This is a genomic window from Candidatus Palauibacter sp., from assembly GCF_965197445.1.
Classification (GTDB): Bacteria; Gemmatimonadota; Gemmatimonadetes; order Palauibacterales; family Palauibacteraceae; genus Palauibacter.
On sequence record NZ_CBDANE010000005.1, the window covers coordinates 290322 to 303782 of the forward strand.

At 66.4% G+C, this 13461-nt stretch carries 14 protein-coding genes and 1 pseudogene; 5 read left to right on the forward strand and 10 right to left on the reverse strand.

The genetic code is table 11. The annotated features are described in order from the left end of the window. Window positions 1–8: 8 nt before the first annotated feature. Window positions 9–1136 carry an amidohydrolase family protein gene (locus ACN9M6_RS08540; protein WP_419162507.1) on the forward strand — a complete coding sequence of 376 codons (1128 nt, stop codon included), beginning with the start codon at window positions 9–11 and terminating at the stop codon, window positions 1134–1136. A gap of 335 nt (window positions 1137–1471) precedes the next feature. After that, window positions 1472–1669 (forward strand): hypothetical protein, encoded by a 198-nt coding sequence (locus tag ACN9M6_RS08545; protein WP_419162508.1) that lies wholly within the window; start codon window positions 1472–1474, stop codon window positions 1667–1669. A 4-nt stretch (window positions 1670–1673) separates the two neighbouring features. Here ACN9M6_RS08545 and ACN9M6_RS08550 read toward each other — a convergent pair whose 3' ends face one another. Continuing rightward, window positions 1674–2036 carry a DinB family protein gene (locus tag ACN9M6_RS08550; protein ID WP_419162509.1) on the reverse strand — a complete coding sequence of 121 codons (363 nt, stop codon included), beginning with the start codon at window positions 2034–2036 and terminating at the stop codon, window positions 1674–1676. After that, complete coding sequence (locus ACN9M6_RS08555; RefSeq protein ID WP_419162510.1) at window positions 2033–2395, reverse strand: DinB family protein; 363 nt, start codon at window positions 2393–2395, stop codon at window positions 2033–2035. The genes ACN9M6_RS08550 and ACN9M6_RS08555 overlap by 4 nt, the downstream gene beginning before the upstream one ends. 260 nt (window positions 2396–2655) lie before the next feature. Between ACN9M6_RS08555 and ACN9M6_RS08560 the strand changes: the two genes are divergently transcribed. Both ACN9M6_RS08560 and ACN9M6_RS08565 read left to right on the forward strand, forming a co-directional pair. Further along, window positions 2656–2892 (forward strand): type II toxin-antitoxin system Phd/YefM family antitoxin, encoded by a 237-nt coding sequence (locus ACN9M6_RS08560; protein WP_419162511.1) that lies wholly within the window; start codon window positions 2656–2658, stop codon window positions 2890–2892. A 2-nt stretch (window positions 2893–2894) separates the two neighbouring features. After that, window positions 2895–3281, forward strand: a complete 387-nt coding sequence (locus tag ACN9M6_RS08565; RefSeq protein WP_419162512.1) for a type II toxin-antitoxin system VapC family toxin — start codon at window positions 2895–2897, stop codon at window positions 3279–3281. Here ACN9M6_RS08565 and ACN9M6_RS08570 read toward each other — a convergent pair whose 3' ends face one another. The 7 genes and pseudogenes from ACN9M6_RS08570 to ACN9M6_RS08600 form a co-directional block, all read right to left on the reverse strand. Next, a complete protein-coding gene (locus ACN9M6_RS08570; RefSeq protein ID WP_419162513.1) occupies window positions 3282–3641 on the reverse strand; it encodes a hypothetical protein in 360 nt (119 codons plus the stop codon). It lies immediately after the preceding gene. A 17-nt stretch (window positions 3642–3658) separates the two neighbouring features. After that, window positions 3659–4081: a hypothetical protein gene (locus ACN9M6_RS08575; RefSeq protein ID WP_419162514.1), complete on the reverse strand. Its 423-nt coding sequence runs from the start codon at window positions 4079–4081 to the stop codon at window positions 3659–3661. A 131-nt stretch (window positions 4082–4212) separates the two neighbouring features. Then, window positions 4213–5565 (reverse strand): ATP-binding protein, encoded by a 1353-nt coding sequence (locus tag ACN9M6_RS08580; protein WP_419162515.1) that lies wholly within the window; start codon window positions 5563–5565, stop codon window positions 4213–4215. 299 nt (window positions 5566–5864) lie between these two features. Continuing rightward, a complete protein-coding gene (locus ACN9M6_RS08585) occupies window positions 5865–6359 on the reverse strand; it encodes a hypothetical protein (protein ID WP_419162516.1) in 495 nt (164 codons plus the stop codon). A gap of 219 nt (window positions 6360–6578) precedes the next feature. Then, window positions 6579–7664 (reverse strand): macro domain-containing protein, encoded by a 1086-nt coding sequence (locus tag ACN9M6_RS08590; RefSeq protein ID WP_419162517.1) that lies wholly within the window; start codon window positions 7662–7664, stop codon window positions 6579–6581. Window positions 7665–7683: 19 nt separating this feature from the next. Further along, a pseudogene (locus ACN9M6_RS08595) lies at window positions 7684–8336 on the reverse strand (DUF4433 domain-containing protein). Between the two features lie 19 nt (window positions 8337–8355). Then, window positions 8356–8943, reverse strand: a complete 588-nt coding sequence (locus ACN9M6_RS08600) for a DinB family protein (RefSeq protein ID WP_419162518.1) — start codon at window positions 8941–8943, stop codon at window positions 8356–8358. 165 nt (window positions 8944–9108) lie between these two features. On the opposite strand from ACN9M6_RS08600, the gene ACN9M6_RS08605 reads away from it, so the two are divergent. Beyond that, window positions 9109–12882 (forward strand): FG-GAP-like repeat-containing protein, encoded by a 3774-nt coding sequence (locus ACN9M6_RS08605; protein WP_419162519.1) that lies wholly within the window; start codon window positions 9109–9111, stop codon window positions 12880–12882. A gap of 18 nt (window positions 12883–12900) precedes the next feature. Here the strand turns inward: ACN9M6_RS08605 and ACN9M6_RS08610 are convergent, their stop codons facing one another. Continuing rightward, window positions 12901–13428, reverse strand: a complete 528-nt coding sequence (locus ACN9M6_RS08610; RefSeq protein WP_419162520.1) for a nuclear transport factor 2 family protein — start codon at window positions 13426–13428, stop codon at window positions 12901–12903. Window positions 13429–13461 lie beyond the last annotated feature (33 nt).

Here is a 13461-nt window from a genome sequence, read left to right on the forward strand (position 1 = left end):
GCGATGGGATGACGCGCGCCCGAACCGGAGCAGCGATCGTGATCATGCTGGGGGCTACGGGGCCGCTTGCGGCGCAGGCTCGACGCGGCCCGCCGCCCGTGCCGCCGGACAACTCTCCGCCGATGACCGTCGAGGCGTACGACCCGCGCTCGACCCTCGTTGTACCCGGGAACCCCGTCACGCGGGCCGGATTTCCGTTCGTCGACGTCCACTTGCATCTCAACGCAACGATGCCCCGGGCGCAGCTCGACCAGCTCGTCCGCGACATGGACGCACTCAACCTCGCCGTCGGGGTGAACCTCAGCGGAGGCAGTGGACCCCGGCTCGCGCGGCAGGTTGAAGCCTTCGAAGCGGCGTATCCCGGCCGATTCGTCGTGTTTGCGAACGTCGATTTCGGAGACATCGACAACCCCGAGTTCGGTGCGCGCGCCGCAGCCCGGCTGGAGGCCGACGTCCGGGCCGGAGCCCGCGGCCTGAAGATCTTCAAGAGCCTCGGACTGTGGATCACCGACGCGGCCGAAGAGCGGGTCCCGGTCGACGACCCCCGTCTCGATCCCGTCTGGGCCAAGGCGGGCGAACTCGGGATCCCGGTCCTCATCCACTCGGCGGACCCGGCGGAGTTCTGGGAACCGATGGACGAGAACAACGAGCGCTGGCTCGAGCTGCGCGTGCGTCCGCGTCGCCGCCAGAGCGGCCCCCCGTCGTTCGAGCAGGTGCTGGGCGAGCAGTTGAACATGTTCCGGCGGCACCCCAAGACGACGTTCATCGCCGCCCACCTCGCGTGGATGGGGCACGATCTCGGCCGGCTCGGCCGCACCCTGCACGAGATCCCCAACATGAACGTGGGACTCGGCGCGGTGATCTACGAGCCGGGACGGCAGCCGCGCTTCGCCCGCGAGTTTTTCATCAACTACCAGGATCGGATCCTGATGGGGAAAGACTCCTGGGCCCCGGACGAATACCCGACCTACTTCCGGGTCCTGGAGACCGCGGACGAGTATTTCCCTTACTACCGCAAGTACCACGCGTTCTGGCGGATGTACGGCCTCGACCTCCCCGACGACGTGCTGCGGAAGGTCTATTTCGAGAACGCGGTCCGGATCATCCCGGGCATCGACCGCAGCCGCTTTCCCTAGCTTGCCTTGCACCCTCCGAGAGTTGACTGGTGCAGGTTCCGGGACGCAGTGATACTCGCGTCCGAACCTGAGACCAAGCGTCATCCAGCTTATGGTGACGCCAAATCCGGCGATCCCGACGCCGCGAGAACTCTGGTCCGCGAGGCCGAACCGGACATCCTTCGCGCCCCGGCTGTGCGGCGGTGCTGGCAGCGGTTGCTCGCGCGCCTCGAGGGAGAGGTGCGCAATGCGAGCGAGCGGATACCAGGCTTCGCGGGTGCTCCCGACAGGTTCACCCGCGAGGAGATGCGGTCCCCGTGCGAAGACTTGAGAGCGCGGTTGGGACAACCAGCCGCATGAAGGATTCGGCGAAGAGGGCCCTCGACGCCTACAAGCTGGCGAACTCGAAGGAAGAGGCCTACGACGCGGCCGAGGGAGCGGGCGCCATCCGCCAGCGCGGCCCGACGGAGTTGAACGCGGTGAACCGCGAATCCATCGGCCGTCAGGCCGAGAAGGCGGACGCCCTGCAGCAATGGCTCCAGCTCGCCGACTGACCCCTCACATATCCGGAAAGTCTGCCGTCGGACCGAACGACTGAGGCACGGGCACGTCGAGGAGCCGCAGGTAGACGCCCAGCTGGGCGCGGTGGTGGATCAGGTGGTCGAGGATGAAGCTCCTCAGCACCACGGCCTTCGGCATTGTGAAGCGCGGCTCGCCGCCGACAAGCATGGTCCACGTACTCGCGAAGGTCTCGTCCGATGTCGACTCGATCGACGCCCGGGCCACGGCGGCACTCTGGTCGAGGGCCGCGACCAACTCGGCGGAGGACCCGAGTTCAGGGTTCGGCGGAGGGCCACCGTCCTCCGGATCGATGTCGAATTCGGACATCGTCAGCGTGGGCATGGTCCAGTTCGGGATCATCGCGATGTGAGTCGCCAGTTCCCCGAGCGTCCACGATTTCTCGTCGCGAAGGTCTCGTCCGATGTCGACTCGATCGACGCCCGGGCCGCGGCGGCACTCTGGTCGAGGGCCGCGACCAACTCGGCGGCGGAGGGGCTCAAGGACCCGAGTTCAGGGTTCGGCGGAGGGCCACCGTCCTCCGGATCGATGTCGAATTCGGACATCGTCAGCGTGGGCACGGTCCAGTTCGGGATCATCGCGATGTGAGTCGCCAGTTCCCCGAGCGTCCACGATTTCTCGTGCGGACGCCAGTCCAGCCGGTCTTCGGGGACGGCTTCCAACATGGCGCGGCACCCGGCCACGATGTGGTCGAACGCCATGAGAGTTCCTTGAGCGGACATGCTTCGCCGATGAGAGACTCCACGGTTAGCGCGTGTATTGTCGCCTTCGGGCGTTGACACCCGTTGACGTGGGAAGCTGCAATGTCTGCCCGAGGAATGGAACCATGTGCGACGCGACGCGGTGCTCACGCTCGTTGGCGTACCCGGTTGGCGTACCCGGCATCGAAAAACGCCCGGCAACTTGACTCGAACCACGTTCTAGCTAGATTTTTAGCTAGAACATCCAGTCCGGGGGAAAGATGACCGTGCTTGTGAACGTACACGAAGCGAAGACGCAACTCTCCCGACTGTTGGCTCAGGTCGAGGCGGGAGAAGATGTCGTGATCGCTCGCCGAGGTGCACCGGTGGCGCGACTCGTCGCCTGCCAGCCGCGCGGCTGGCGACAGCCCGATGTCCTCAAGGGGAAGATCGTGATCCCCGACTGCTTCTTCGATCCGCTGCCGGAGGAGGAACTGGCGGCCTGGGAGGGTAAGTAGAGGTGCGGGTTCTGCTGGATACCCACGCGTTCCTGTGGTGGCTCGCTGACAGTGGGCGTCTCTCCCGACCTGCACGGCGTGTGATCGCCGACGAGACGAACGACATAGTGGTCAGCGCGGCGTCTGCCTGGGAAATCGCTACGAAGTACCGGATCGGGCGACTGCCCGGGAGGGAGACTGTGGCTCTCGATGTGGTCGGTCACATAGCCGGTCAGGGCTTACGGGAGCTGCCGATCAGCGTCACCGACGCCGAACGCGCCGGACGCCTTCCTGGTCCGCACCGAGACCCGTTCGACCGAATGCTCGCTGCGCAGGCTCTCGTGCGGGGGCTCTCACTCGTCTCGGCCGACGCGGTATTCGACCGCTACGGCGTCGCCCGGGTCTGGTAGCTACTCGGGGCGCTTGCCGGTGTCACCCCGCCGGATCTCGAAGTCGCGGCGGTCGCGGTAGAAGAGCGCCCGGTTGAGGACGTAGTCACCGGCATCCAGGTCGATGTCCGGGCACTCCGTCATCGTCCAGTACTTGTAGTCGCCGAGGAACAGGTACTCGCGCGTCTGATGGAAGAAACGGCAGGTGACGCCCTCTCCACGCCCGATCCGTTCGCAGAAGGCGGCGAGCAGCTCCTGCTGCCCATCCTTGTTGATGACGACGTACTCGTGGGGCCACGTCTCGCGGTAGGTGACGGCCTCGCGCCAGGGAGCGCGGGCGATCAACTCCATGATGTCCGGTACCGGCCGACGTTCGGTCATAATCGGAGTGCGGCGTCCTACCCGCCCCGCCGGTCCAGTTCCAGCGCGAGGGGTGGATCGTCGGGAAACCGGACGGTGCCCCGCATGCTGTCTTCCGAGACCAGCTGGCCCGAGTAGGTGAGACTCGTGCCCTGGCCGGCAATCGTGAACTCGAGAGTCAGCGACACGTTCGGATGGGCGTGCAGGCCGGAGACGGTACCCGACAGCATGAGCCCCTCCTCCTGAAGGCTGACCGTACCCGTTACGGTGCCGGTGTCGCCCTCGGACAGGCGGAAGTCGAAGCTGACCGTCGAGAGCTCGCTGGCGACCTGGCCGACCCACTCGCCGGAGAGGCTTGGACTGCTGGGCTCCGCGGGTCCATCCCCGCAGCCGGCGAGCGCCGCCAGCGCGATGAGGACGGCCGCCGCGCAGGTCTGCCGGGTCGTGTCCAGCTTCTTCATATCGTCTCCGATGCGGCGTGCTGTCGCCGATGAGTGCGGAAGGCGAGGCGAAATCCTATGCCGACCACCGACGGCGGGGAAGGATCCCGGACGGCTGCGTGACGTGGCACGGGGATCGTCCCGTGACCCCTTCAACGTATCTCCCACAATCGGCGAATCGGGACGGCGTAGAGGCGGTCGCCGAAACTGACCGTAGTTTCACCGTCGTACAACACGACGCCGTGGCGAAAGCGGTCTCCGGCGGCCAAAGCGAGTTTCCGCAGCCCGCGGAAGTCGTGCTGTCGCACGGTCGCGGCCGCCTTGATCTCGACACCGGCGACGGCGCGTGTGCCCCGCTCCAGGACGATGTCCACCTCCACCCCGTCCCTGTCCCGGAAGTGGAAGAACTCGGTGGCTGCCTCGTGCCAGCTTCCCTGTCTCCGCAGCTCCTGGAAGACGAACGTTTCCAGAAGCTGCCCGAGCAGGGGTCGGTCCGCGGCGAGGTGCTCCGGGCCGACACCGAGGAGCGCCGCGGCCACGCCTGTATCGGCGAGATGGAGCTTCGGGGTCTTGACCAGGCGGCTCAGACGATTGCTGTGCCAGGGCGGGAGTTTCTCGAGCAGGAACAGTCGTTCGAGAAGCGCAATGTACTCGCCGATCGTGGGCCGGCTGAGTTGGAAGGGCGCAGCCAGGTCCGCGAGGTTGTAGAGCCGGGCCGTCTGCGAGGCCGCGGCGCGGAGCAGTTGCGGCAGGGCATCGAGCGATCTGATGCGGGTCATGTCGCGAACGTCACGCTGGACCAGCGTCTCGATGTAGTCGCGGTACCAATTCCCCTGTCGGCGGGGCGTCGGGCGCGCCAGCGCCGGCGGAAACCCGCCCGCGACGACGAGTTCAGCCAGCCGGGTGCCGAGCCGTTCGGTGTTTCCGACCTTGAACCCGTCCCTGAGCAAGGCCGTCAGGAACCCCTCGCCGGCACCCGGATCGGACAGGGCGGAGCGGGATACGAGTTCGGACTGCGACAGGGGATGGAGCCGGACGATTTGCAGGCGTCCGGCCAGAGATTCGGAGAGCGCCGGAAGGAGGAGGACGTTGGTGGACCCTGTGAGGATGAACCGGCCGGGTGCTCTTCGGCGGTCGACCTCGATCTTGATCGCTGGGAACAGTTCCGGGACGAACTGGACCTCGTCCAGGATGACCCGCTCGGGGAGGTCCGCGACGAACCCGACGGGATCGGCTCGCGCACCGTCTCGTACGGCCGTGTCGTCGAAGCTGATGTAGGTGTAGTCCCGGTACTCGCGCGACACCCCCCAGCTGATCCGGCCGATGCCGGGCCAGTTCAAGTCTCCGACGCCGGGCCACTCAATGTAGCGTGGAGCACATGTATACAGGGCGAGAGTGGTCTTGCCGCATTGCCGCGGGCCGTGGATGAGCACGACTGGAGAGTCCTCGAGCGCCTCGGCCAGGCGGCGCTCGACGTATCGCGGATAAAATGTCGGCTCGGACATCGGGCTGATTGCAGTCTTTGGCATCGGCTGATTGCAAGTTTAGATTTCGGCTGATCGTAAGGTTGAACAGCGGCTGATTGCAAGTTCAAGTATCGGATGATTGAAACATCCGGCGTCGCGCAGGTACAGATCGGTGGGCGCGTGAACTTCTACATCGCGTGTGGGCTCGGGACGCTACGGCGGACCGGCCGGCGAGGTACCGGGGGTTCCGGGCGAGACAGTGGACCTGTCTTCCACGTTCTTCGAGCGCCGGGACGAGGCGACCACCGACGTAGCCGCTCGCCCGTGGGAGTCACGGCTCAGTCACCTGAGGTGATACCCGTGTTGGGCGGTATTGTGGCGCCATCCGGGTCGGCTTCTGGACCTGGTCCGATCCGCCTGAATTCCAGCGCGCCGATGTTCTGCACGACAGTGCCGCGTCGTATGAGACCCTGGATATGATCTTCGGACCTGAAGCGACCTTCATAGACCTCGGAGGATGTTCCATAGTCGAGAGTCAGCAATATGTCCGAGAAGGCCTGCGCGCCGCTCACGGTTCCCGGGGATATCGTCTCACTGGGGTGGGGGATGCGGCGGAAATCCGTTCGGCTGACCGTGCCCGAGACGTTGCCTTCCCCGTCTTCCTCCAGCCAAAGCTGCCAGGCAAGGCCCCCGTCAATAAGACTCACGTGGCCGAGCCAGTTCCCCGTAAGGAGCATTTCGGACGGACCCGTAGTGAAGCCGCAGTTGGCGATCGCCGCCAACAGAACGATCAAGACTGTAGCCCTCGCGCCTCGGCAGATCGCGTCGATCATGGCTTCCGCGCTACTTCATGCAGCCCCCGGTTGAACCCGCAGTACCGTCAGCGGGACCGGGAGGGACGATCCCGTTCATGCGCGTCCATCGAGCCGCGCAGAGCGTCCGCCATCGTCCACAACTCAGCCTCGTAGCCGCTCGTGGCGCCCCCATCATCTCGATCATGGCCCACCGCGGCCTCGACCCTCGTGCTTGTTCGCCGCCCGGTCGCCTTCCAGCTATTCGCTCTCGGCAACCGGTTGTGTCTCCACGCGAGAAGCGACGGGACCTGTCAGCCAACCCTTCTCGCGGAGTACATCTGAGGCAAGTTCGATCTGCCGCTGTGAGAACGCCTTCTTTCGTTCGTTCCAGGCATACGCCTTGGCGACCACGTCAGCGACGCTACCGGCGTCTTCCTGCGTAACGACCCAGTGAACCGTGGACAGCAACTCCAGACCGAACGGCGACTCAAAACCGGCTACGAGCTCCGCGACGCGGTTGAAGCGGGTCCGCGTATCAGCCGTGGTCGCTACGAACGCCTCTGCATCATCAAGCGCTCCCGGAACCAGCCTCAGTCGCTTACCCGGACCGTCACCTCCATCCGCGTAGCCGGAAACCATATGTCCCTCTATGGCGTGGAGCACATGGCGGAGGTTCTCTGCGTAGGGTCCATAGTGCCCCTTGGCGAACCTGAGCCTCAGTGGCTCTCCCGCAGCCTGCATGAAGTACATCAGCTTGTGTGCTTCCTGCAGCGTGACGAACGGATCCAACAGCCCCCGCAAATATCGGTCGAGTAGTCCGACGAGGGCGGCGCGTCCCGGTGTCATGCGAGGCACATCGCTTGAGCGGTTGGCTCTCTTGTCGACCGGACCGCCTCCCGGCTCGAAGACGGTTACCTTGATTTCGCCAATATCCTTGAACGCCTCGAGAATGTGGGGTCGCACCAGCGACCAGTCGAGCCCACCCAAGCCACTGCCGAGCGGCGGGATTGCGACGGAGCGGATGTCTCGTGCACGGATTTCCTGGACGAGAGATCGCAACCCGGATTCGATGTCCTCGAGGCGGCTCTTCCCGCGCCAGTGACGCTTGCTGGGGAAGTTGATGATGTATCGCGGCGGTACGCCCGAACCTGTCTCGAAGACGAAGACGCGCCCGGGCTTGATCTCCCCCCGCTTACACTGGGCGGCATAGGCCTTGAAGTTCGACGGGAAGGCGCGCTTGAACTGGAGCGCGATACCACGCCCCATCACGCCGACGCAGTTGACGGTGTTGACCAGAGCCTCGGCTTCCTCCGCGAACATGTCGCCCGTCTTGAACCGGATCACATGGGCCTCCGCATGCTGCCTAATAGTACCATTCCGACTTCACTTCTACACGGGGTAGGTGCTCAGCCCCGTTCAAAGCCTCAATTGCTCGGAGCTGTGTCGATGTCGAATGAACGCCGATCCGGGTGATGAGACTCCACGGGAATGACGATTCCATGAGAAACTCAGCCTGTTTTCGTTCCTTTTATGTTCGTCCTGCCAATACCGGGCACGGACAGCCACCCAGTCGATTTGGTGCAGTTGCGCCAAGTCGGACCAATCGTGGAAATAATAGGAGCCTGCATTGGACGCGGTGAACGCCCACCGTCGTCCGACCCGCTCCGCCCAGGCGACGGATTCACGCAGGTCCGCTTCAAGGTGTACGATCAGACCTTGGCCTTTCCGATACGTAAGCCCCGGGTAGTTGCCTTGATACAGCAGATAGAGCATGACGGATCGTGGACAGAAATAGAACGGTACACAGTCGCCCACCCGCAGTTCGGGGTGACTCGCCAGAGCGGCGCGTGCACGTCTCGCTTTGACCTCTGCCAGCCCAATGGATGTCCCAACCTAGGGTCGCTCCATCATCGTTACGTCACAGCACAGCGCTCCGTCGCCTGCGATCGAAGCAAGACGGTCCACATGAACGATGTGGTATATCTTGGGTCTCGTCGGCACCTGGTGGTGAGGCATCCGCTCGTGTGTACGTCCGTCAGCGGGACCAGGGAGGGACGATCCCGTTCATGCGGGCGTAGGCGACGGACTGGCCGACGTGCTCGTTCATGTGCGAGACCAGCTGCAGCAGCACGGCCCAGCCCTGCACCTGGCGGCCGTAGAGTTCCGTCTCCCCATCCAGCCTGGCGGCGGTGAGGGCGCCCACCTGCTCCATCACGTGGCGGACGGACATCTCGTGGATCTCACGCACCCTGTCCTTGTCGCGGATCGATTCGATGTCCGAGTAGTCGAATCCGTTCGGGGGCGCGATCCCCAGGTTCTGGTCGAGGTACATGAAGTTGTAGCGCGCGATGTGCATGTAGACCTCGCCCACCTGCATCACGCCCTCGGCGGGGGCCCACGAGAACTTCTCCGCGGGCAACACGCGCGCGAGCTCGGAGATCTTGCGGCTGGAGCCCTGGAAGTGGCCCAGGATCTCGTCGCGGATCGTGGTTGGATCCGTCACCCGGGGGGCGGGCTCGATGTCATGGTAACGGGAGGCCTGGGCCAGTGTGATCTGCGCGAACAGGCTCGCCGGGGCGAGAACGCCGGCGATAACGAGAACTGCGATGAACTTCCCCCTCATGAGACGAGCCTCCTCCATTTGACGGCGTATGTTCGGCCTGTTCCGGGTGCCGGCCGGGGCCGGGGCAGGCCGGGACGCATTCCCGCGACCAATGCAGGTGATATGATACTGCCCGCTCGCCCGTTGTGGACGGGGGGAGCGCATCCCGAACCGTTCGCGAGGCACATGCCCGACCGTCACCGCCAGCCCGCCCAACCCCTGCTTCCGGGTGTCCGGTCCTTCGTCCGTATCGCCCTTCTTGCCGGGGCGGCGGTCTGGGGTGGGTGCGGGCCGCGCGCGCTGGACTGGGTCGAGGAGGACGGGTACCGCCGGGCCGAGCTTCGGGTGTCGGGAGAAGACGAGCCCGGCTTCGTGCGGCTGGACGCGTCGGAGACGGGGATCTCGTTCGAGAACGTGGTCACCGAAGAGCAGTACATCGACAACAGCCACTATCTGAACGGGTCCGGGGTCGCGACGGGCGACGTGGATGGCGACGGGCGGGTCGACGTCTACTTCGCGAGCATGGACGGGCCCAACCGCCTCTACCGCAACCTTGGCGGCTGGCAGTTCGAGGACATCGCGGAGGAGGCCGGGGTGGCCGCCGTCGGGCGATTCTCGACGGGCGCCGTGCTCTCGGATGTGGACGGCGACGGAGACCTGGACCTTCTGGTCACCGCCCTCGGCGGACCCAACGCGCTCTTCCTGAACGACGGGACGGGCCACTTCACGGACGGGACGGAGGCGGCGGGACTCACGTCGACACTCGGCAGCATGTCCATGACGCTGGCCGACATCGAGGGCGACGGGGACCTCGACCTCTATGTGGTTAACAACAAGGTCGCGACGGTCCAGGACCTGTTCCCGCCCGAGGTCCTTCAGCCGAGCAACATCTACCGGCAGACGGAGGATGGGTTCGAGATCCTGCCGGAGTGGCGGGAGCACTATACGCTCGGCGAAATGCAGGACGGGATGGTGCCCCGGCTGGAGTTGGCGGAGCCCGACCGGCTGTACCTGAACGACGGGATCGGGCGCTTCACCCAGGTGCCGTTCACGGAGGGCGCCTTCCTCGACGAGGAGGGACGGCCGCTGACGTCGGAGCCGCTCGAGTGGGGGCTCGCGGCCCGCTTTCAGGACATGGACGGGGACGGCGATCCGGACCTGTACGTGTGCAACGACTTCCACAGTCCCGACCACATCTGGATCAACGACGGAACCGGGCGCTTCCGGCTGCTCGATCCGCTCGCGATGCGCAGTACCAGCTTCGCCTCGATGGGGGTCGACTTCTCGGACGTGGACCGTGACGGGCATCAGGATTTCTTTCTGGTCGAGATGCTGAGCCGCGAGCAGCGGCTGCGCATGAAGCAGATCGCCGGGGGGGTGCCGGACCGGCCGTTTGCGGGACGGTTCGACAACCGTCCGCAGATACCGCGCAACACGTTTTATCTGAACCGCGGAGACGGGACCTGGGCGGAGGCGGCGCAGTACGCGGGGCTCGACGCGTCCGGGTGGTCGTGGGGGAGCACGTTCGTCGACGTCGATCTCGACGGATACGAAGACCTGCTCGTCGGGACGGGACATTTCTACGACGCGATGGACAAAGACGCGGCGCAGGTGTCGGGGTCGGTGGACTGGCGGCGGCGGATCCAGGCCTTCCCTCCGCTGCGGCTCTCGAACGTGGCGTTCCGCAACCGCGGCGACATGACATTCGAGGAGGTCGGGGAGGCGTGGGGGTTCGCCGGGGACGAAGACATCTCGCACGGGATGGCGGCGGCGGATCTCGACGAAGATGGGGATCTGGACATCGTCACCAACCGCCTGCTGTCGCCGGCGGGGGTGTACCGGAATGTCGGGCGTGCGCCGCGGGTGGCCGTGCGGCTGGTCGGCAGGGAGCCCAACACGGAGGGGGTCGGAGCGCTCATCCGGCTCTCGGGCGGCGAGTTGCCGGCCCAGACGAAGGAGATCGTCGCGGGAGGCCTGTACCTCTCGGGTTCGCAGGCCATGGCCAGCTTCGCCGCGGATGAGGGGGAGATGACGATCGAGGTCACCTGGCGGAGTGGAGCGACAAGCCGGGTGGACGGCGTCCGCGCGAACCGGGTGTACGAAATCCGTGAACCCCCGGACGGCGGACCGCCCGCGGCCGAGCGGACGGCAGCGGGCGGGGATCCCGGGGCTGGCGGCGCGGGAACGATGGTTCCCCTGTTCGAGGATGTGTCCGGGCTGCTCGGGCACCGTCACCGGGAGAACGAGTTCGACGACTTCGCACAGCAGCCGCTCATCACCTGGCGCCTGGGACAGGGCGGGCCCGGGGTCGCGTGGGGTGATGTGGACGGTGACGGGGACGCGGACGCCCTGGTCGGCGGAAGCGGGGGGCTCGGCCTGTCCGTCTTCCGCAACGACGGGGTCGGCGGCTTCTCCCCGGACCGGGGGGCGCTCGGCGGCGATGCGGCCGGGCCGGCGCGATCCCCGGGCGACCAGACGGGCCTCGTCGTCCTCCCCGGCCGGGCCGGCGCCACGGTGATCGTCGGGACCGCGACGTACGACGCTCCCGACCGGGCGGCCCCTTCGGCTGCGGTCCTCGGCTTCGCCGGCGCGACGATCCGTGAGGCGCAGACCCTGCCGAGCGGGGCGTCGAGCACCGGTCCCCTGGCCGCGGCGGACTACGACGCGGACGGCGACCTTGATCTCTTCGTGGGAGGGCGCGTGGTCCCCGGCCAGTATCCGGTGCCGGCGACCTCCCGGCTGTTCTTGAACGAGGGCGGCCGCTACGTCCTCGACGAGACGAACGCGGCCCCGCTGACGGATGTCGGGTTGGTGTCCGGCGCCGTGTTCAGCGACGTGGATGCCGACGGCGACCCCGATCTGGTACTCGCTGTCGAATGGGGCTCACTGCTTCTCTACCTCAATCACGAGGGGCGGTTCGAGGACGCGACATCGAGCTTCGGGCTCGGATCGCGCACCGGCTGGTGGAACGGCGTGACTGCGGGGGACTTGAACGAGGATGGCCTGCCGGACCTGATCGCCTCCAACCGCGGCCTCAATTCACAGTTCAAGGCGAGTCCGGAACACCCGGCCACCGCCTATCACGCGGATCTGGACAACGACGGGTTCCGGGATGTGATCGAGGCGCGGTATGACGAGTTCACGCGGTCGATGGTGCCGGTCCGGGGCCTTCTCACGCTCGCGGGCAGCCTCCCGTTCCTCAGGGGCCGGATCCGGGGGTTCGAGCAGTACGGACGGCTGGGGGTGAACGAAATCCTGGGCCAGCCCGCCAACCTCCTCCCGACGGTCGAGGCGACGACGCTGGCGCATACCGTCTTCATGAACCGAGGGGGGTCGTTCGAGGCGGTCGCGCTGCCCCGGGAGGCCCAGTTGGCGCCGGCCTTCCACGTCGGCGTGGCGGACATGGACGGGGACGGGCACGAGGACGTCTTCCTGAGCCAGAACCTGTTCGCGCTGCGGAGCGAAGCGGACCGGAACGACGCGGGGCGCGGTCTGTGGCTGCGGGGCGACGGAGCGGGGGCGCTGACGGCGGTCCCGGGACAGCGGTCGGGCATCGCGGTGTACGGCGAGCAGCGCGGGGCGGCGTTCGCGGACTACGACGCCGATGGACGCATGGACGTACTCGTCAGCCAGAACGGGGCCGGGACGAAGCTGTACCGGAACACGGGCGCGCGGCCCGGGCTGCGTGTTCGACTGATCGGTCCCTCCGGCAACCCGGCCGCCATCGGCGCCGCAATCCGGCTGCATTACGGCGAGCTGCGGGGCCCGCTACGGGAAGTTCGGGCCGGAGGGGGCTACTGGTCTCAGGATGCTCTGGTGCAGGTAATGGGGCTCGGCTCCGAGCCCACGGCAGTCTGGATCCGCTGGCCCGATGGTTCGGAGACAGTCACGACTCTGGACGGGCCGACGCCGCTGGAAGTCGCGATCGACGCCAGCGGAGCGCTGGTCGCGCGACGCTAGCCGCTGATCCTCGCGCCGTCAGCTTTCCGGTAGCGCCCGGATCTGACGGGCGACATCGCGGGCCAGCTCGTTGGGGATAGGGATGGTGAGATTGTACTGGGCGATCTTCCAGCCTCCGTCCTCCATCACCAGCACGCCGCTGCCCCGCGTTTCTCCGAGACCGGCGTTCTCGAGACGCTCGTCGAACCAGGCGGTGCGCCCGCCCGGGGCCACCGTGATGTGGCGCTCGAGCATGTGGTACGTCCAGCCCGTTCCCGCGTCGAACCGAGCCCTGGTGTAGTCCATGAACTCTCCGCGCGTCCAGCGCTCGGTCGCGTCCGTCCCCAGGAAGACGGCCTCGCGGGCGTAGAGGCTGAAGTAGCCGTCGAAGTCTGCTTCGGACGCCGCCTCGTGGAGTGCGTCGAGGACGGCCGACACCTCAGCCTGCGGTCGACCCTGCTCGCCGGCCGTCGGTTGAGCGGCGAGCGGCCCATCGGCAATCCCCGACACGAGTGCAAGCCCGATGAGTGTGAGAGAGTGACGTGCCGCGCGAACAACCTTGATCATGATTTCCCCGGGGTCAGGACCGCAGACCTTGCG